Annotated in this window: 18 protein-coding genes, 1 tRNA gene and 1 riboswitch; of the genes, 11 read left to right on the top strand and 8 right to left on the bottom strand. The window is 62.7% G+C overall.

Annotation, left to right across the window (positions count from 1 at the left end):
* Window positions 1–59: 59 nt before the first annotated feature.
* Both NKJ64_RS24230 and NKJ64_RS24235 read right to left on the bottom strand, forming a co-directional pair.
* A complete protein-coding gene (locus NKJ64_RS24230) occupies window positions 60–719 on the bottom strand; it encodes a response regulator transcription factor (RefSeq protein ID WP_352463468.1) in 660 nt (219 codons plus the stop codon).
* A gap of 116 nt (window positions 720–835) precedes the next feature.
* The gene (locus NKJ64_RS24235; RefSeq protein ID WP_352463469.1) at window positions 836–1270 is read right to left on the bottom strand and encodes a hypothetical protein; all 435 of its coding nucleotides are present in this window, start codon (window positions 1268–1270) and stop codon (window positions 836–838) included.
* 105 nt (window positions 1271–1375) lie between these two features.
* Between NKJ64_RS24235 and NKJ64_RS24240 the strand changes: the two genes are divergently transcribed.
* Both NKJ64_RS24240 and NKJ64_RS24245 read left to right on the top strand, forming a co-directional pair.
* Window positions 1376–1726, top strand: coding sequence for a DUF952 domain-containing protein (locus NKJ64_RS24240; protein ID WP_023669645.1), 351 nt, complete (start codon window positions 1376–1378; stop codon window positions 1724–1726).
* Window positions 1723–2793, top strand: coding sequence for a quinone-dependent dihydroorotate dehydrogenase (locus NKJ64_RS24245; protein ID WP_352463470.1), 1071 nt, complete (start codon window positions 1723–1725; stop codon window positions 2791–2793). Before NKJ64_RS24240 ends, NKJ64_RS24245 begins: the two co-directional genes overlap by 4 nt.
* Here the strand turns inward: NKJ64_RS24245 and NKJ64_RS24250 are convergent.
* Window positions 2790–4127 carry an MATE family efflux transporter gene (locus NKJ64_RS24250; RefSeq protein ID WP_023746699.1) on the bottom strand — a complete coding sequence of 446 codons (1338 nt, stop codon included), beginning with the start codon at window positions 4125–4127 and terminating at the stop codon, window positions 2790–2792. The two genes, NKJ64_RS24245 and NKJ64_RS24250, sit on opposite strands and share 4 nt — an antisense overlap.
* A 217-nt stretch (window positions 4128–4344) precedes the next feature.
* Here NKJ64_RS24250 and NKJ64_RS24255 point away from each other — a divergent pair, with 217 nt between their 5' ends.
* A complete protein-coding gene (locus NKJ64_RS24255; protein WP_352463471.1) occupies window positions 4345–5241 on the top strand; it encodes a histone deacetylase family protein in 897 nt (298 codons plus the stop codon).
* 67 nt (window positions 5242–5308) lie between these two features.
* On the opposite strand, the gene NKJ64_RS24260 is transcribed toward NKJ64_RS24255, so the two are convergent.
* A complete protein-coding gene (locus NKJ64_RS24260; protein WP_023696688.1) occupies window positions 5309–5572 on the bottom strand; it encodes a DUF6460 domain-containing protein in 264 nt (87 codons plus the stop codon).
* 180 nt (window positions 5573–5752) lie between these two features.
* Between NKJ64_RS24260 and NKJ64_RS24265 the strand changes: the two genes are divergently transcribed.
* Window positions 5753–5826: transfer RNA gene (locus NKJ64_RS24265), tRNA-Gly, on the top strand.
* A 4-nt stretch (window positions 5827–5830) separates the two neighbouring features.
* Here the strand turns inward: NKJ64_RS24265 and NKJ64_RS24270 are convergent.
* On the bottom strand, window positions 5831–6838 hold the full coding sequence (locus NKJ64_RS24270; RefSeq protein WP_023681942.1) for a LysR family transcriptional regulator: 1008 nt from the start codon (window positions 6836–6838) through the stop codon (window positions 5831–5833).
* A 289-nt stretch (window positions 6839–7127) separates the two neighbouring features.
* Between NKJ64_RS24270 and chvE the strand changes: the two genes are divergently transcribed.
* From chvE to NKJ64_RS24295, 5 genes are all read left to right on the top strand, one after another.
* Window positions 7128–8198 carry a multiple monosaccharide ABC transporter substrate-binding protein gene (gene chvE / locus NKJ64_RS24275; RefSeq protein WP_023681943.1) on the top strand — a complete coding sequence of 357 codons (1071 nt, stop codon included), beginning with the start codon at window positions 7128–7130 and terminating at the stop codon, window positions 8196–8198.
* Window positions 8199–8349: 151 nt separating this feature from the next.
* The gene (mmsA, locus tag NKJ64_RS24280; RefSeq protein WP_352463482.1) at window positions 8350–9882 is read left to right on the top strand and encodes a multiple monosaccharide ABC transporter ATP-binding protein; all 1533 of its coding nucleotides are present in this window, start codon (window positions 8350–8352) and stop codon (window positions 9880–9882) included.
* Entirely contained in the window at window positions 9879–11165 is a 1287-nt protein-coding gene (mmsB, locus tag NKJ64_RS24285) for a multiple monosaccharide ABC transporter permease (RefSeq protein ID WP_023669637.1), read from the top strand. The genes mmsA and mmsB overlap by 4 nt, the downstream gene beginning before the upstream one ends.
* Before the next feature lie 201 nt (window positions 11166–11366).
* Window positions 11367–12362, top strand: coding sequence for an AraD1 family protein (araD1, locus tag NKJ64_RS24290; RefSeq protein ID WP_023726828.1), 996 nt, complete (start codon window positions 11367–11369; stop codon window positions 12360–12362).
* A gap of 27 nt (window positions 12363–12389) precedes the next feature.
* Window positions 12390–12731, top strand: a complete 342-nt coding sequence (locus NKJ64_RS24295) for a hypothetical protein (protein ID WP_352463472.1) — start codon at window positions 12390–12392, stop codon at window positions 12729–12731.
* A 123-nt stretch (window positions 12732–12854) separates the two neighbouring features.
* Here the strand turns inward: NKJ64_RS24295 and NKJ64_RS24300 are convergent, their stop codons facing one another.
* A complete protein-coding gene (locus tag NKJ64_RS24300; protein ID WP_352463473.1) occupies window positions 12855–13625 on the bottom strand; it encodes an ABC transporter substrate-binding protein in 771 nt (256 codons plus the stop codon).
* A gap of 101 nt (window positions 13626–13726) precedes the next feature.
* Window positions 13727–14821, bottom strand: coding sequence for a 2'-deoxycytidine 5'-triphosphate deaminase (locus NKJ64_RS24305; RefSeq protein ID WP_023699517.1), 1095 nt, complete (start codon window positions 14819–14821; stop codon window positions 13727–13729).
* Between the two features lie 140 nt (window positions 14822–14961).
* Window positions 14962–15039: riboswitch (SAM riboswitch) on the top strand.
* A 57-nt stretch (window positions 15040–15096) separates the two neighbouring features.
* Here NKJ64_RS24305 and NKJ64_RS24310 point away from each other — a divergent pair.
* Window positions 15097–16287, top strand: coding sequence for an O-succinylhomoserine sulfhydrylase (locus NKJ64_RS24310; RefSeq protein ID WP_352463474.1), 1191 nt, complete (start codon window positions 15097–15099; stop codon window positions 16285–16287).
* An 11-nt stretch (window positions 16288–16298) separates the two neighbouring features.
* Here NKJ64_RS24310 and NKJ64_RS24315 read toward each other — a convergent pair whose 3' ends face one another.
* On the bottom strand, window positions 16299–17450 hold the full coding sequence (locus tag NKJ64_RS24315) for a ceramide glucosyltransferase (protein WP_352463475.1): 1152 nt from the start codon (window positions 17448–17450) through the stop codon (window positions 16299–16301).
* 221 nt (window positions 17451–17671) lie between these two features.
* Between NKJ64_RS24315 and apaG the strand changes: the two genes are divergently transcribed.
* Window positions 17672–18064, top strand: a complete 393-nt coding sequence (gene apaG, locus NKJ64_RS24320) for a Co2+/Mg2+ efflux facilitator ApaG/CorD (RefSeq protein ID WP_023827402.1) — start codon at window positions 17672–17674, stop codon at window positions 18062–18064.
* Window positions 18065–18194: the final 130 nt, after the last annotated feature.

An 18194-nucleotide genomic window follows, 5' to 3' on the forward strand; every position in this document is an offset into this window, starting at 1 on the left:
CGACATGCATCGAACAAGAGCTAAAGCGGGTCGCATGAATCCGTTCAGCGCGATGCGCTTTAGCCTGCTGGCTGCAACGGATCGCTGCCGATCTTGGACAGCTGGATCACCGCCTGGGTGCGGCTGTCGACGCCGAGCTTCTGCAGGATGGCCGAAACATGCGCCTTGACCGTCGCTTCGGAGACGCTGAGCTCGTAGGCGATCTGCTTGTTGAGCAGGCCTTCGGCCAGCATGCCGAGGACACGCGTCTGCTGCGGTGTCAGCGCCTGCAGCCGCTTGATCAGGTCGGATATTTCCGGGTCGCGCTCGACGCCGAGGTCGATGCCGACGGGGGCTGCGATATCGCCTACCAGCACCGATTGCACAGCGCTGCGGATTTCCTCCATGCTGGCCGATTTGGAGATGAAGCCGGATGCGCCGAGATCGAGCGCGCGCCGGATGGTCACCGGGTCGTCGTGGGCCGATACCACCACCAGCGGCACCGCCGGGTGGATGCCGCGCAACGCGATCAGACCGGCCAGGCCGCTGGCGCCCGGCATCGACAGGTCGAGCAGCACCAGGTCGACATCCTCATTGGCCACGACCAGGGCCTTGGCGCTTTCGAAATCGCCGGCCTCGTGAATGGCGGCGACATCGCCGACGCCGGCAAGCGCCTCTTTCAAGGCGCCGCGGAACAGCGGATGGTCGTCGGCAATGACGAAGGTGTAACCCGACGGCAAATCTTCCTCCCAAATCCCTTATCGATTATCGGCTTTTACGGGACCGGACGATTATGCGGCGAAGCGCTTTGTTTCAAGCGGCAATGGCCGGACGGGGCATTTCCCCGCCGGGCAGTTCAGGTCTTTTGCGAGTTGAGTTTGGCGCCGTCGCCATTATCCTTGTCCATCTCCTTGACGATGCCCATGAAGCCGCGCAGCATGCGCTCCATATAGCTCATCGTCTTGTCGAAATCCTCTTCGCTCGGCAATTTCGATTCGAGACGGGCCGACAGCGAATTCTCCAACCTGGTGACGCGTTCGTCCATGGCCTTCATCGAGGACTGCAAACTATCGACCTCGTCCTGGAAGGCAGCGCGTTCGTCGGCCGCGATCTTGCAGACGAGCTGGCCGGAGCGCTCCTCGCAGATCGACATGGCGCCGGTCCGGGTGTCCATGCGGACATAGCCGTTGGCCGATTTTTCCAGCCGGTAGCGGTCGGTCTCTTCGGACCAGGCCGATGCCGCAACCAGCGAGACCAGTGCGGCGGGGATCAGTATGTGCTGCAGACGCATGTTCCATCCTCCACGAGCCAGTATGCGCAACCTATCACAGCTTTGCGCCGTAAATGCGGACGAGTTGCCCTTCCCCGCATGATCGGTTCGGATTATAGCGCAACCATGTCTCAGATTATCTACAAGATCGCGCCCGAAGCGCTTTGGCGCGAGGCCGAGAAAAACGGCCGTTTCACCGGCGCTCCGATCGATATCGCCGACGGCTTCATCCATTTCTCCACCGCTGATCAGGTCAGGGAGACGGCGGCGAAGCATTTCGCCGGCCAGATGGATTTGCTGCTGATCGCCATCGACGGGGCGCTGCTCGGTGACGCGCTGAAATACGAGGTCTCGCGGGGCGGCGCGCTGTTCCCGCATCTCTATGGCGTGCTCGATATGAGCGCCGTGCTGTGGGTGCGGCCACTGCCGCTCGGGGCCGACGGCGCCCATCAATTCCCGGCGCTGGAGGCCGAATGATCGTGTTCGATCGCATCGGCCAGAAACTGCTGTTCACCTTCGATCCGGAAACGGCGCATGGCATGTCGATCGCGGCGCTGCGATGCGGTCTGCCGGTCGGCGCGCGGACGGTGCGCGACGACAGGTTGAAGCTCAGCCTCTGTGGCATCGCCTTCCCCAATCCGCTCGGCATGGCCGCAGGCTACGACAAGAACGCCGAGGTGCCCGACGCGCTGCTTGGCCTCGGCTTCGGCTTTGCCGAAGTCGGCACCGTGACGCCGCTGCCGCAGGCCGGCAATCCGAAGCCGCGCATTTTCCGGCTGACGGAGGATGATGCGGTGATCAACCGCCTGGGCTTCAACAATGAGGGCCACGAGGCGGCGGAAAAACGCCTTGCCGCGCGCCAGGGACGCGGCGGCATTGTCGGCGTCAACATCGGCGCCAACAAGGACAGCGCCGATCGTGTCCGTGACTATGAGTTGGGCGTTTCCCGTTTTGCGAAATACGCCAGCTATCTCACCGTCAACATCTCGTCGCCCAACACGCCCGGCCTGCGCACCATGCAGGCGCGCGAACAGCTCGGCGAACTGTTGTCTCGGGTCATGTCGGTGCGTGCAGCAGCTTCGGCGCAGCCGCCCCTCTTCCTCAAGATCGCGCCCGATCTGGTCGAGGCCGAGCTTGAAGACATCGCCGCCGAAGTCAGCGAGAAGCAGATTGACGGCGTCATCGTCTCCAACACGACGCTGGCGCGAACCGGATTGCGTAGCACAAGCGGCGAGACCGGCGGTCTCTCGGGAAAACCGCTGTTCGAGCGTTCGACCATCGTGCTGGCCAAGATGCGTCGGCTGCTCGGGCCGGAGCGCGCCATTATCGGCGTCGGCGGCGTCGATTCCACTGATGCCGCGCTGGAGAAAATCCGCGCCGGCGCCGACCTCGTGCAGCTCTATACCGGCATGGTCTATGCCGGGCCGGCGCTGCCCGGGCGCATCCTTGCCGGGATGGTGCGATTTGCCGACAAGGAGCGGCTGAAATCATTGCGCGAACTGCGCGACAGCCGGCTCGATCAGTGGGCTGCCAGGCCGCTCTAAAACGCCGTGCGCAACCGGAGCCGCAGGATGGCCAGCAGGCTGAAGCCGCGCACCAGCAGGAAGACGTGCAGCGCCGCCCACAGGCCGTGATTGCCGAGAGACGGCGCCAAGCTGAACAATGCGGCGCTGAAGGCCAGGAACGACACCAGCATCATGTTGCGCATCTCGCGCGACCAGGTAGCGCCGATGAAGACGCCGTCCATCTGGAAGGCCAGCACGCCGCTCAGCGGTGTCAGTGCCGCCCACGGCAGATAGATGTCGGCAACAGCACGAACATCCGGCGACGTGGTGATCAACGAAATCAGGCCGGCGCCGCCGAGCCAGAAGATCAGCGTGGCGGTTCCGGCGAGGCCGAACCCCCAGAATAAGGTCAGACGTACCGCCCGGCGGAACGCCGTCTCGGCACGTGCGCCGATCGCGCGTCCCGCCAACTGTTCGGCCGCGGTGGCGAAACCGTCGAGAAAATAGCCGGCGACGAGGAAGAAGTTCATCAGCACGGCATTGGCGGCCAGCGTCAGCGTGCCGAACTGCGCGCCCTGGCGGGTGAACAGCGCGAAAGCGGCGAGCAGCGAGAACGAGCGGATCATGATATCGCGGTTGAGCGACAGCATGCGCAGGAAAGCGGGCATGTCGAGCAGGCGATGCCGCGGCAGGCGGGGTGCGGCCCGGAAGCGCCAGACAACGATGGCGAGACCCAGCAGCATGGCCAGACATTCGCCGGTGACGGTCGCCCAGGCCACGCCGGCGACGCCCCAGCCAAGCTTCAGGCCGAGCAGGATGCAAAGCACGATGTTGATGCCGTTGAGCACCGCCTGCAGCATCAGCCCAAGCCCGCCCTCGCCGCGTCCAAGGACATAGCCGAGGATGGCGTAGTTGATCAGCGTGAAGGGGGCGGCGAGCATTCTGATGTGGATATAGACGCCCATCGCCTCGCCGACGCGCGCTTCGCCGCCGATGAATTTCTGGCCGGCGATGGCAATCAGCGGCGCAAGGACGACAAGCACGATGCCGGCGGCGACCGCGATCAGCACGGCGCGCCAGAACACCGCCTGCTCCTCGGTTTCGTCGCCGCGCCCAAACGCCTGGGCGACGAGGCCGGTGGTGCCGGAGCGCAGGAAATTGAAGGTGCTGAAGACGACGTCGAAGACCAGGGCCCCGGCCGCCAGGCCGCCGAGCAGGGCGGCATCGCCGAACTGCCCGACCACCGCCGTGTCGACGATGCCGAGCAGCGGCGTCGTCAGATAGGCGAGCGTCATCGGCACGGCGATGGCGAGCACCGAACGGTTGGTGACGGCGAAGGGTCTCGCGTCGGCTGGGGTTGCACCCGTGTCCAGGGGATTGCTGCCTTGCTGGTTGCGGCTTGATCGAACAGCCGATGTGCCCCATTTTCCCGCCACCGCGCAATCACTCTTGCCGTGACGGCCAACCGAAATGTTCTTCTGGCGCGAGCCCGCCGGATCCCAGTACTGGTTTTAAGCAATTCCCAAAGGGAAGCGCTACGCGCTTCTCCCGGGAAAACCGCTGCACACTTTTCCTGGAATTGCTTTAGCCATGCCCCTGCAGATCGTCCATCATCCCGACTACGATGCCGGCTTCGCCGTCAATCATCGCTTTCCGATGAGCAAATATCCGCTGCTGATGCAGGCCTTGCATATCAGGGGCCTGATCCATGCCGGGGCGCTGTGGATGCCCGAGCCGGCGCCGGCCTCCTGGCTGAAGCTCGCCCATGCGGCTGATTATGTCGACCAGGTCATCACGTGTTCAGTGCCTGAAAAGATCGAGCGCGAGATCGGCTTTCCCGTGGGACTGCGCGTTTCGCTCAGGGCGCAACTCGCCGCCGGCGGCACGGTGCTGGCGGCGCGACTGGCGCTTATCAATGGCATTGCCTGCAACAGCGCCGGCGGCAGCCACCATGCGCGGCGCGCGCAAGGCGCGGGCTTCTGCACCTTCAACGATGTTGCCGTCGCTTCGCTGGTGCTGCTAGCCGAAGACGCGGTGAAAAACATCCTGATCGTCGATCTCGATGTGCATCAGGGCGACGGCACGGCGGACAGAGACGAACCACGCGCCTTCACCTTCTCCATGCATGGCGGACGCAATTATCCGGTGCGCAAGATTGCCTCCGATCTCGACGTTGCGCTGCCGGACGGCACCGGCGATGGCGCCTATCTCGAACGGCTGGGTGTCCTCCTGCCGGAGCTCTCGGCCAAGGCGCACTGGGACATCGTCTTCTACAATGCCGGTGTCGACGTGCATGCCGAGGACCGGCTCGGCCGGCTATCGCTCAGCGATGACGGCGTGCGTGCCCGCGACGCCATGGTGATCGGTCATTTCCGCGCGCTGGGCATCCCGGTCTGCGGTGTCATCGGCGGCGGCTATTCGACCGATGTCGCAGCGCTCGCGGCGCGCCACGCCATCCTGTTCGAGGTGGCGTCGGACTTTGCCTGAGTGGCCTTTGGTTTGAGCACAATCTTTTCCGAAAACCGGTTTCCACTTTTCGGGATCGTGGTCCGCTTCACTTCCGGTAGTTCGCGAGCCTGAGCAGGATGAACACCGGCACGACGATCGCGGCGCCGAGCAGGATATAGCCCAAGAAGCGATAGACCGCGTTGAAGCCGAGGTTCCAAAGATCGATGAAGAAACCCTGGATGCGGTAGAAGACGTCCATCGGCGTCCAGCCGAACGCATTCATGACCAGGCCGACCAGGAACGACACGACCAGCAGCTTGACGATCACCCTGACGGGCGAGTCACCGAGAAAGCGCGTCACTGTGGACAAGGGGCCTGCCTCCAGATTGGTTTGCCCGGATTCGGGGTACAAACCCACGAATACGCACTTGCTGCGCCCGCATCAAGGCGGGCGGACGGCGCAATCGGTCGGGTTTCCAACAGCCGTTTCCGAAGAGCTGTCCAAGGGCGATTGCCCGAAGCACGCCCATCATGATATCGAGAGGCCGACGCGGGTATGATGTAATGGTAGCTTGTCAGCTTCCCAAGCTGAACGCGAGGGTTCGATTCCCTCTACCCGCTCCAGTTCCTATCCCACTTCCCGCAAGATAAAATCGTGCAGCATCTTGGCTGCCGGCGACAGCACGCGGTTCTTCACCGTGATCAGGCTGTAGGGGCGGACCTCGATGTCGAACTCGGTCTGGACGACATCGATGGCGCCGGCGAGACCGTCGGGGTTCTGGATGAATTTTGCCACCTGGATCGACACCGGGGCGATGGCGTCGGACTGCGCCACCATGACCAGTGTGAGCAGCAGCGACGAGGTGTTGAGGATGCGGTCCGGCAGGGCGATGTTGCGGTTCAGGAAATTGCTCTCCATCGCCTGGCGCAGCGGCGACCCGCCCGACTGGAACACCCAGTCGAAGGCGGCGGTGTCCTCCAGCCTCACCGCCTTCCCATTGTTTAGAGGATGGCCGTTGCTCAGCGGGTGGCCTCGGCGCACGATCAGGCAGGCCTTCTCGACGCCGATGACGCGCGATTCGAACAGGCGCGGATTGAGGTCTTCGGGGACACGGGCGATGATGAAATCATGGCGCGTGGCGATCAGTTCGCGCGCCAGCACATTCGACGTCTCGACCTGCATGGTAATCTCGATGCGCGGATAGAGGCGGCGTATCTCGCGGATCGCCGGGACCGCCAGTTCGATCGCCGGCGCCGTCACCGCGCCAAGGAACACCGAGCCGCCCTTGCCGGCCTTGAGCTCCGATATTTCGCGGTCGGCCTCGCGCATTTCGAGCAGGATCGAGCGCGCGCGCCGGGCCAGCGCCTTGCCGTAAGGGGTGAGCGTGATGCCGCGCGGCAGCCTTTCGCAGAGCTTCACCTCGAGCACCGCTTCCATCTCGGAAATCATGCGCGAGGCCGCCGGCTGCGAGATGTTCATCACCTGGGCGGCAGCACTCACCCGACCGTGATCGTCGAGTGCTGCGATCATGCGCATGTGACGCAGGCTCAAGCCGCTACGCAGAAGTGTCTCGCCATCGCCCGGCAATTCATCGTAACCGCTTGAAATTCCCTGAGGACCTCGTAAAGCCGCCATGCCTTTTCCCGCTTCCGCCACTGTTCCAGCCCGGTTTAGTCATATACCGGTTTTGGTATAGCAACCACCGAAGATCGCATTTGACAGTTATGGCAAAGGGTCACACTTTCGCGCGTCCTCAAGACTTGACGGTCGATGACGAGCAAAATCGTATCGATTTAAATCTGAGGGCCGATTGGGAGGATACCGGAGATCGATTATGACGGCGGCGGCGCTTTGGCGCATCCGCCCGACTGCGCGGCCCGCGAAGCCCCGAGGTGTCGCGTCCATCAACCAGGGAGAGTTTTACGTGAAAATCATCAAGACACTGGCCGCCGTCGCGGCCCTTGGCATCGCTGCCATGACCTACTCGGCGCATGCAGCCGACAAGGGTCTTGTCGGCGTGCTGATGCCGACCAAGACCTCGCAGCGCTGGATCAATGACGGCGATGCCGTCAAGTCCCAGCTCGAAGCTCTCGGCTACACGGTCGACCTGCAGTACGCTCAGGACGACATCCCCAACCAGCTCAGCCAGCTGGAAAACGAAATCACCAAGGGCCCGAAGGCGCTGATCATCGCTTCGATCGACGGCACGACCCTGTCGGACGCGCTGCAGAAGGCCGCTGACGCCGGCGTCGTCGTCGTCGCCTATGACCGCCTGATCAAGAAGACCGCCAATGTCGATTACTACACCACCTTCGACAATTTCGGCGTCGGCGTGATCCAGGCGAACTCGCTGGTCAAGGGCCTCAAGGAGCGCTTCCCGAACACCAAGCCGTGGAACGTCGAACTGTTCGGCGGCTCGCCGGACGACAACAACGCCTTCTTCTTCTACAACGGCGCAATCTCGGTGCTGCAGCCGCTGATCGATGACGGCTCGATCAAGATCAAGTCCGGCCAGACCGGCATGGACAAGGTCGGCACGCTGCGCTGGCTCGCCGCCACCGCCCAGGCCCGCATGGACAACCTTCTGTCGGCCAACTACTCGGACGGCAGCCGCGTCGATGGCGTTCTTTCGCCCTATGACGGCCTGTCGCGCGGCATCACCGCTTCGCTGCGCGCCGTCGGTTACGGCACCGACGCCCAGCCGTGGCCGATCGTGACCGGCCAGGACGCCGAGACCGCTTCGGTCAAGCTGATCATCACGGGCGAGCAATACTCGACCGTGTTCAAGGACACCCGCGAACTGGCCAAGGCCACCGTCGAACTCGTCGACAAGGTGCTCTCGGGCGGCAAGCCGGACGGCCTCGATGAAAAGACCTACAACAACGACGTCAAGGTCGTCCCCTCGATCCTTTTGACGCCGCATGAGGTCGACAAGTCGAACTACCAGGCACTGGTCGTCGACTCCGGCTACATCAAGGCCGACGAACTGAAGTAATCATTTATAAAGACAGGGGTCCTGCGCGACGCAGGACCCCTTTCCGTTCACAAGCGACCCCGGTATTGTTTCTACCGGACTTAGTTTGCGTGCATGTCGTTGTCTCAAACCGCAAGCACTTTGGAGCGACATGCAACAGGAGGAGCTTGCCCTGATGACGACGATTTTGGAGATGCGCGACATCACCAAGACCTTCCCCGGCGTGAAGGCGCTGTCGAACGTCAACCTCAGCGTCGAGGAAGGCGAGATTCATGCCGTTGTCGGTGAAAACGGCGCCGGTAAGTCAACTTTGATGAAGGTTCTGTCGGGCGTCTATCCCGCGGGCACCTATGACGGCCAGATCAATTTTCAGGATCAGGAATGCCACTTCAAAGGCATTCATGACAGCGAACACAAGGGCATCGTCATCATCCACCAGGAACTTGCTCTGGTGCCGATGCTGTCAATCACCGAAAATATCTTCCTCGGCAACGAAAACGCCCGATACGGCGTCATCGACTGGGATGCCAACGAGGCGCGCACCGCTGCCCTGTTGAAGAAGGTGGGCCTCAAGGAGGACCCCAAGACACTGATCACCAATATCGGCGTCGGCAAGCAGCAGCTGGTCGAGATCGCCAAGGCGCTGAGCAAGGACGTCAAGCTTTTGATCCTCGACGAGCCGACCGCGTCGCTCAGCGAGAAAGACAGCCAGGCGCTGCTCGATCTTCTGCTCGAATTCAAGCGCCAAGGCATGACCTCGATCCTGATCTCGCACAAGCTCAACGAGATCAACCGGGTCGCCGACAAGGTAACCGTCATCCGTGACGGGCGCACCATCGAGACGCTGGCCAAGAAGGATATCTCCGAAGACCGCATCATCACCTCGATGGTCGGCCGTTCGCTAGACGACCGCTATCCGCCGCGCGAGCCCAAGATCGGCGAAGTCGTGTTCGAGGTGAAGAACTGGTCGGTCTATCACCCACTCCATGCCGAGCGACAGGTGATCAAGGGCATCGACATCAATGTGCGCAAGGGCGAGGTGGTCGGCATCGCCGGGCTGATGGGCGCCGGCCGCACCGAATTCGCCATGAGCCTGTTCGGCCGCTCCTATGGCCGCCGCATCACCGGCGAAGTGCTGCTCAAGGGCAAGCCGGTCGATGTCTCCTCGGTAAGCAAGGCGGTCCAACACGGCATCGCCTATGTCACCGAGGACCGCAAAACCTACGGCCTCAACCTTATCGACCATATCAAGCATAACATTACGCTGGCCAATCTCGACGGCGTGTCGCGCCACAGCGTGATCGACGACATGCGCGAGCTTGCGGTCGCCAACGACTATCGCAAGAAGACCAATATCCGTGCGTCAAGCGTCTATCAGATGACCGGCAATCTTTCCGGCGGCAACCAGCAGAAGGTGGTGCTGTCGAAATGGTTGTTTGCCGACCCTGACGTGCTGATCCTCGACGAGCCGACACGCGGCATCGATGTCGGCGCCAAATATGAAATCTACACGATCATCGCGCGCCTTGCCTCGGAGGGTAAGGCGATCGTGGTCATCTCGTCGGAAATGCCGGAATTGCTGGGGATTACCGACCGCATCTACGTCATGAACGAAGGGCGCATGGTGGGCGAAATGCCGGCGGCGGAAGCAAGCCAGGAAAAGATAATGCGCGCCATCGTCCGGGGAGAAGGAAAAGCAGCATGAGCACCGAAAGCGCCCCCGCCCCGCAGGGCAACGTCGCCGACGAACAGCGCCCGCGCATCGCCGTCTCGGCGCTGGCGACGAATTTACGCGAATACGGACTGATCATAGCCCTGATCGTCATCATGCTGTTCTTCCAGTTCACCACGTCGGGGACGTTGTTCAAGCCGGTCAACCTCAGCAATCTGGTGCAGCAGAACTCCTTCATCATCGTGATGGCGCTCGGCATGCTGCTGGTGATCGTATCGGGCTATATCGACCTCAGCGTCGGATCGGTCGCCGGTTTCATTGGCGCGCTGGCGGCAAACATGATGGTCATCTGGCAACTCGGACCGCTGAGCAATCCCCTGGTGGTTTCGATCGTCTGCCTGGTCGCGGGTGGCCTGATCGGCGCCGCGCAAGGGTATTGGATCGCCTATCACCGGATACCGAGCTTCATTGTCACGCTGGCCGGCATGCTGATCTTCCGCGGCATTTGTCAGGCCTTGCTTGGCGGCGGCTCGTCGGTTGGTCCGCTTCCCGACGACTTCAAGATGCTCAGCTCCGGCTTCATCCCGGATGTGATCGGCCCACTGACGCTCGTCCCGCCGGTCGTGAACGCAGCCGGCAAGACCATCATGGGCAGCGGCGTGACCCTGCACATGACGACGGTCGTGCTGGGGCTGATCGCCGTGCTCGCCTATGCCTATTTCGGGGTCCGCACCCGGCGCAAACGAGAACGCCATGGTTATGAGGCCGAGCCCTTCACCCTGTTCGTCGTCAAGACGCTGGTCGCCAGCGCGCTGGCGCTGTTCCTGGTCTATGAGTTTGCCAGCTACCGCGGCCTGCCCGTGGTGCTGCTGGTCATGGGCGTGCTGATCACGCTGTTCGTCTTCGTCACCAAGCGCATGACCATCGGGAGGCGCATCTACGCCATGGGCGGCAATCCCAAGGCGGCGCAGCTGTCGGGCATCAACACCGAGCGGCTGACGCTGATGGTGTTCATCAATATGGGCGTGCTGTCGGCGCTTGGCGGCCTGATCATCGCGGCTCGTCTCGGCCAGGCGGTGCCGGCGGCGGGTCTCGGCTCGGAGCTCGATGTCATCGCCGCAGTGTTCATCGGCGGCGCCTCGGCGATGGGCGGCGTCGGCCAGGTTATCGGGGCGGTCGTCGGCGGCTTCATCATGGGCGTGATGAACAACGGCATGTCGATCATGGGCGTCAATGTCGACTGGCAGCAGGTGGTCAAAGGCCTGGTGCTGCTCGGCGCCGTGATCTTCGACGTCTACAACAAGAACAAGGCCTGACAAGCTTCAGGCGAGGCAAGCAGGAGGCATACGATCGCGGCGCAGCCGGCAAGTTGTCGGCATAAGAAGTCCCCGAGGGATCAAGTTCGCGAGCGCAATCCGGACGAAGAGTTCAACCCGTGGCGCGGCTAGGTCCGAGCCGCGCAGGTCAAGGTTTGCCAAGAGGCATCCAAGGCCAAGCACATGAGAGAGGATTTAATCATGCTGATCTCCCAGATCCTCGACGACGCCGAGACCATCCGCGTCGTCGCCCGCAATGGCGGCGGCAAGACCAGGATCATCAACGGCGCCCGCAGCGTCTATTCGCTGGCCATGGAAGCCGCGCGCACCGGAACGGCCCTCGCCGCGCTGATCGAACGCAAGGGGTTCGGTGAAGCGATAGACCTCGACGCCGTCTACAAGAAGGGCCGGCTGGTGTCCCCGATCAACCATCCCGATCCTGCGCATCTGCATCTGACCGGCACCGGCCTGACCCATCTCGGCTCGGCGGCGACGCGCGATTCCATGCACAAGAAGCTCAGCGATGGCGGCGAGGAGCAGCTTACCGATTCCATGAAGATGTTCCGCATGGGGCTCGAAGGCGGCAAGCCGGCCAAGGGCCAGACCGGCGTGCAGCCGGAATGGTTCTACAAGGGCAACGGCACCATGGCGGTGGCGCCGGGCGCCGCACTGATGTCGCCGGCCTTTGCGCAGGACGCCGGCGAGGAGCCGGAAATCGCCGGCATCTATGTCATCGGCGACGACGGCGCGCCGTTCCGCGTCGGCTTCACGCTGTCGAACGAGTTTTCCGATCATGTTACCGAGCGGGTGAACTATCTGTTCCTGGCACATTCCAAACTGCGCAACGCCTCGTTCGGGCCGGAAATCCTGATCGGCGACCTGCCGGCCGACGTCAGAGGCTCATCGCGAATCTATCGCGACAGCAATTTGCTGTGGGAAAAGCCGTTCCTGTCGGGCGAAGCGAACATGTCGCACACAATCGCCAATCTCGAACATCACCACTTCAAATATTCGGCCTTCCGCCAGCCGGGCGACGTGCATGTGCACATGTTCGGCACGGCGACGCTGTCCTTTGCCGACGGCATCAAGACTCAGGCTGGCGACGTGTTCGAGATCGAGGCCGGGGATTTCGGCCTGCCGCTGCGCAACCCGCTGGAGATTGAGCAGCCGGTTAAGGTGGCGGTGAAGGCGCTTTGAGGCAGCATCACAATTTGGGAGCCGGAAATGAACGGAATGCGGCTTGTCATTGTGTTCACGGGCGTGGCCCTGTTCCTGACCCAGCCGTCGGTGGCCTTTAGCGCCGGCCAGTGCAGCCCGAAGTCCTATCGTGAAGCCCGTTTGGCGATGACGAGCCGTCTTCTAGCAACCGGCTATTCGAAAGCCCAGGTGAGCTTTCTGATGCGCAACACGGATCACATGACATCAGCGCTTCGCAGCGACAGGCTGAACAACAATGGCAAGGTCTGCGGCATCGACTCCGCCAAGGCCCATGTCCTCGGTTGCCTCGACAAGCAGTTGTTCCCGTTGAAGCGCGGCTCAAACGCTTCGCTCGACGAGGTCAACTGACCGAAGGCTTTTGGGGCAGGAAACGTTTGGCCGCACGCGAACTGCTGTTTATCGGCCATTTTCATGCCTGCCTTGGAGCCGCGAAATCGTATCTCTTTCGCGGCTGACGCCGGCGGACGGGACTCAATAGATATCGAAATCGAAATACTTGGCCTGGATCTTCTTGTAAGTGCCGTCGGCGACGATGGCGTCTATCGCCGCGTTGAGCTTGTCGCGAAGTGCCGTGTCCTCCAGGCGGACAGCGATGCCGGCTTGCGTCTCGGTGCCCTTGACGTCACCGACAAGCTTGCAGCAGCCGTCGCTCGCCTTCTTCAGCCAGTCCATCAGAACGAATTTGTCGGAGATGACGGCGTCGAGACGGCCGTTCTGCAAGTCGGTGATCGCCTCTTCCTGGGTGGGGTAGAGTTTCGCCTCGGCGCCGGCCTTGCCATAGGCGTCCTGCGCATAGTCGGCCTGGGTGGTCGAGGCCTGCGCGCCCACCGTCTTGCCGGCAAGGGCTGCCGGTTCGGTGGAAGTGAGGTCGCCGTCCTTGGGCGCCACCAGCGCCAGCGGCGTCGTGTAGTATTTGTTGGTGAAGGCGACCTGTTTCTTGCGCTCCTCGGTGATGCTCATCGAGGCGATGATGGCGTCGAACTTTTTCGCCTGCAGCGCCGGGATGATGCCGTCCCAGTCCTGGGTGACGATCTCGCACTCGACCTTCATCTGCGCACACAGCGCATTGGCAATGTCGATGTCGAAGCCCTCGATCTTGCCGTCCGCGGTGATGGTGTTGAAGGGCGGATAAGCGCCCTCGGTGCCGATCTTCAATTTCTCCTGCGCCTCAGCCAGCGAGCCGGCCGATATCACCAGCATGGCAGCGCCCGCTGCCGATATGATCCATCTTGAAATCTGCATTTTGGTTCCCCTTGCGCGCCGTTCTCTTGCCGGCCACCGAAAGGCAGCCAAGCATGGTGAGGCAGCGCAGGCAAGTATTTTGCCTGACGGTGATCGAAGGTTCAGCCGGCGGGGCGGAAATGCTTGGAGAGCTTGAGGCCTTGCGCCTGGTAATTCGAGCCGAGATCGGTGCCGTAAAGCGCCTGCGGCCGCTTCAGCATGTGTTCGTAGACCAGCCGGCCGACGATCTGGCCGTGGTCGAGGATGAACGGCACTTCGTGGCTGCGCACTTCGAGCACCGCCCGGCTGCCGGTGCCGCCTGAGGCCGAATGGCCGAAGCCCGGATCGAAGAAGCCGGCATAGTGAACACGGAATTCGCCAACCAGCGGATCGAAGGGCGTCATCTCGGCGGCGTAGAGCGGCGGCACGTGCACGGCTTCGCGGCTGACCAGGATGTAGAACTCGTCAGGGTCGAGCACCAGTTCGCCGGCGCCGCTCTTGTAGAGCGGCTCCCAGAAATCGACGGCATCCTGGGCGGCGCGCTTGTCGACATCGACCAAGCCGGTGTGATGCTTGCCGCGATAGCCGACCAGGCCGTTCTGGTCGCCGTCAAGATCGATCGACAGCGCAATGCCGCCGCCGGAAATGTTGGGCGGCTCGGTCGCCACCAGCATCTCGGCGCGGTGCAATTCGTTCAGTTCTGCCTCCGACAACAGCGCGTTGCCGGTGCGAAAGCGGATCTGCGACAGCCTCGATCCGGCGCGTACGACGATCGGGAAGGTGCGCGGACTGACTTCGAGATAAAGCGGCCCGTGATAGCCGGGGGCGATCTTGTCGAACTCATGGCCGCGATCGGTCATCACCCGGGTGAAGATGTCGAGCCGGCCGGTCGAGCTCTTCGGGTTGGCCGAGGCCGACACATTTGCGGGCAGCGCCAGGCTTTCGAGCAGCGGCACGATGTAGACGCAGCCGGTTTCCAGCACCGCGCCCTCGGCGAGACTGAATTCGTGCAATTTCAGCCGGTGAAGCTTGTCGGCCACCAGATGATCGGGACCCGGCAGGAAGGAGGCGCGCACGCGAAAAGCCTTGTCGCCGAGCCTGAGATCGAGGCTCGCCGGCTGCACCTGGTCGACATCGAGCGCGCGCGGCGACTTCAGCGCGCCGGACTGAAACAGCGCGGAAATGTCCTGATCGGGAAGAATGCCTGTCTGCCGCAAAAGGCTGGCTCCGCTCCAAGGTCGGTCTCTTTGTGGCAGGTTCTTGCCGCAAAACCGCTGGATATTATTGCGGAACCTGCCTGGTACAAACCTCTTAATGAAGCCGGCAATTGACGCAAGCGCAGGTGAGGTCTAAAGGGTCGTTATCCCGTGGTGATTTGGCCGGTCGGCTTGCAGCCACGTTAAACAAGTCGCTAAAGGACCGTCGGGCCGCAAGGCCATATGGACCGGTTGCGACTTTCGCGGCCGGTTTTTTTGTGTCTGGAACAAAAGCGATGAGCACCAAGAAGCGTAACTGGAAACCTCAGACCGCACTCGTGCACGGGGGAACGCTGCGTTCCCAGTTCGGCGAGACGTCCGAAGCGATGTACCTCACCCAAGGCTATGTCTACGAGACGGCGCAGGCCGCGGAAGCCCGTTTCAAGGGCGAGGAGCCGGGCTTCATCTATTCGCGCTACGCCAACCCTACCGTCGACATGTTCGAAAAGCGCATGTGCGCGCTGGAGGGTGCCGAAGATGCCCGCGCCACGGCGTCGGGCATGGCGGCGGTGACGGCAGCGCTCCTGTGCAGCGCCAAGGCCGGCGACCATATCGTTGCGGCGCGCGCGCTGTTCGGCTCCTGCCGCTGGGTGGTGGAGACGCTGGCGCCGAAATACGGCATCGAGGCAACGCTGGTCGACGGCACCGACATCGCCAACTGGGAAAAGGCGGTGCGGCCGAACACGAAACTGTTCTTCCTGGAAAGCCCGACCAATCCGACGCTTGAAGTGGTCGACATCGCAGCGGTGGCGGCGCTCGCCACCTCGATCGGCGCCAGGCTGATCGTCGACAATGTCTTTGCCACGCCCTTGCAGCAGAAGCCCTTGCAGCTCGGCGCCCATATCGTCGTCTACTCCGCGACCAAGCACATTGACGGCCAGGGACGCTGTCTCGGCGGCATCATCCTGTCGGACAAGAAATGGATCGACGAGAATTTGCACGACTATTTCCGCCATACCGGCCCGAGCCTGTCGCCGTTCAACGCCTGGACGTTGCTCAAGGGCCTGGAGACGCTGCCGGTTCGGGTGCGCCAGCAGACTGAAAGCGCGGCCAAGATCGCGGATTTCCTGGCAGGACGGCCGGAAATCGCCCGCGTCATCTATCCCGGCCGCGCCGACCACCCGCAGGCCGACATCGTCAAGAAGCAGATGACGGGCGGATCGACGCTGATCTGCCTCGACGTGAAGGGCGGCAAGCAGGCGGCCTTCGCCTTGCAGAACGCGCTCGACATCGTGCTGATCTCCAACAATCTCGGCGACGCCAAGAGCCTGATCACCCATCCGGCGACCACCACGCACAAGAACCTCAGCGACGAAGCTCGCGCCGAGCTTGGCATCGAGCCGGGAACGCTCAGGCTGTCGGTCGGTCTTGAGGATACGGACGATCTGCTGGAGGACGTTGCGCAGGCACTGAAGGCAGCCGGGTAGGCCGCGAGGCGTCACGCTCCCGACGAGGCCTCTTCCAGCTCGGCTGCCTTGGTGCCGATGATCATGGTGTTGCCGCGCCAATCGACGGCGCCGCTCAGCCAGCCGCGCGCCCAGATGGCGGGAAGCATCATGTCGCGGACCATCATCGCCGGGACCATGCGCAGCGACAGGTGCCAGCCCTTGGCCGCGGCCAGCGCGCATTCGGGAATGTAGGCCGCCGCCAGCACGGCCAACACCGTGGCCGGCAGGCTGACGCCGGCACTTGCTGCCGCCACCAGCGCCAACGCCAACGGCACGGCGACGCCGGTCAGGATCTCGGGTGCGAAAAACAGCGGGAAAGTGACGCGGCGCAACCGCGCCCAGCGCGCCTGACGCGACCAGATGTCGGCAAGTCGGCGCTGCCCCAGTGGTTGCTCGAAAGGCGAGGCAACGAGATTGACGCGCAGGCCCAGTCCGTTGACCAGCTTGGTTGCAGCAGCATCCTCGGCGATCTCGGCGGCCAGCGCGCGGATACCGCCATTGGTATCGAGCATCGGCTTGTTCCACAGCATGCTCTTGCCCTGGGCAAAGCCGAGGCCAAGCGCCTCGCCGGCATATTGCGAGCGCGCCTGCAGCGTGTTGAGGAACGCGCATTCGACCTCGGCCCAGAAGCCATCCGGCCGCGAGCCGATCGGCGTCGAGCAGATAAGCCCGGTATTGGTCCGCCAGGCCGCCATCAGGTGCTGGACGTAATCCCTAGGCATCAGCACGTTGGAATCCGCCAGAATAACCCAATGATTGCGCGCCGCTTCCCAGCCCTTGACGCAGTTGTTGAGCTTCGGGTTGCTGCTGACGCGGTCGTCGCCGATCAGCAACTGGGCCGGCACGTTGGGAAACAGGACGATCGCCCTGTTTATCAGTTTGACGACGGGATCGTCGGCGTGAGCGACGCAGAAGATCAGTTCGTAGCGCGGCCAGTCGAGCGAGAAGGCTCGATGCAGCGTCTCTTGTGTGAACGGCTCCACGCCGCGCGACGGCACGACGATCGAGACCGGTGGCTGCTCGTCGGACGGCGGAGGGATAAGGCGACGCGCTTGCAGTTTCGACGAAGCAAGCAGGATGCTGGCGAGATTGGAAAGAAGCAAAGCGGAGGAAGCGAAGGCGGCTGTGAGAGCTAGTTCCATGAGATCTGGTCACTCCGGAAAGGCCGCTCGCGGCTGCTTTGTCAGTCGACAGATGGGCCTTGAGTCGCCGGCAAGGTTTGCGCACACCAACACTGTCATGTGTCACTTAAATGACATTGTTTGTCGGCACCTCCGCTTTGAGGCTGGCAGGACATGCCGTTGTGCGCGTATCAAACCGCATAGCGCGACAAATGTTCCTTGCCGCGCAACCGGAGCAGCCCATGTATCGCGCCGTCACGCGCAACATCGAAGTGCAGGTCAGACCGTTCTACCTGGAGGACCGCTCGGACCCGGCGGAGAACCGTTATGTCTGGGGCTACCAGGTGACCATCGACAACCAGTCGGACGATTTCGTGCAGCTTATGGCGCGTTACTGGCACATCATCGACGGCAGCGGCCGGGTCGAGGAAGTGCGCGGCGCCGGCGTGGTCGGCGACCAGCCTGAGCTCAATCCCGGCGACAGCTATCAATACACGTCAGGCTGCCCGCTCTCGACGCCGTCCGGCTTCATGGTCGGCCACTACACCATGCGCAACAAAAAGGGCGAGACGTTCGACGTCGCTATTCCCGCGTTTTCGCTGGATCTGCCGGGGACCCGACCGACGGTGAATTAGGGGTTTTCTCCCCGTCACTATACGGGGAGAAATGCCCGGCAGGGCGATGAGGGGCAGCGCCAGACTCATGAGGTCATCTTCCACGCACATGACGTAGGCTATGCGCGGCCATTCACCAAAGTTCGCGCTG

Origin of the sequence: Mesorhizobium sp. M0062, from assembly GCF_040323125.1 — a bacterium.
Lineage (GTDB): Bacteria > Pseudomonadota > Alphaproteobacteria > Rhizobiales > Rhizobiaceae > Mesorhizobium.

Bases quoted from the DNA above. Each gene is read 5' to 3' on its own strand.
- NKJ64_RS24315 (WP_352463475.1), bottom strand. From the start codon at position 17,450: ATGGAACTAGCTCTCACAGCCGCCTTCGCTTCCTCCGCTTTGCTTCTT.
- NKJ64_RS24245 (WP_352463470.1), top strand. From the start codon at position 1,723: ATGATCGTGTTCGATCGCATCGGCCAGAAACTGCTGTTCACCTTCGAT.
- araD1 (WP_023726828.1), top strand. From the start codon at position 11,367: ATGCTGATCTCCCAGATCCTCGACGACGCCGAGACCATCCGCGTCGTC.
- apaG (WP_023827402.1), top strand. From the start codon at position 17,672: ATGTATCGCGCCGTCACGCGCAACATCGAAGTGCAGGTCAGACCGTTC.
- mmsB (WP_023669637.1), top strand. From the start codon at position 9,879: ATGAGCACCGAAAGCGCCCCCGCCCCGCAGGGCAACGTCGCCGACGAA.
- NKJ64_RS24235 (WP_352463469.1), bottom strand. From the start codon at position 1,270: ATGCGTCTGCAGCACATACTGATCCCCGCCGCACTGGTCTCGCTGGTT.
- NKJ64_RS24295 (WP_352463472.1), top strand. From the start codon at position 12,390: ATGAACGGAATGCGGCTTGTCATTGTGTTCACGGGCGTGGCCCTGTTC.
- NKJ64_RS24310 (WP_352463474.1), top strand. From the start codon at position 15,097: ATGAGCACCAAGAAGCGTAACTGGAAACCTCAGACCGCACTCGTGCAC.
- NKJ64_RS24255 (WP_352463471.1), top strand. From the start codon at position 4,345: ATGCCCCTGCAGATCGTCCATCATCCCGACTACGATGCCGGCTTCGCC.
- NKJ64_RS24270 (WP_023681942.1), bottom strand. From the start codon at position 6,838: ATGGCGGCTTTACGAGGTCCTCAGGGAATTTCAAGCGGTTACGATGAA.
- NKJ64_RS24300 (WP_352463473.1), bottom strand. From the start codon at position 13,625: ATGCAGATTTCAAGATGGATCATATCGGCAGCGGGCGCTGCCATGCTG.
- NKJ64_RS24240 (WP_023669645.1), top strand. From the start codon at position 1,376: ATGTCTCAGATTATCTACAAGATCGCGCCCGAAGCGCTTTGGCGCGAG.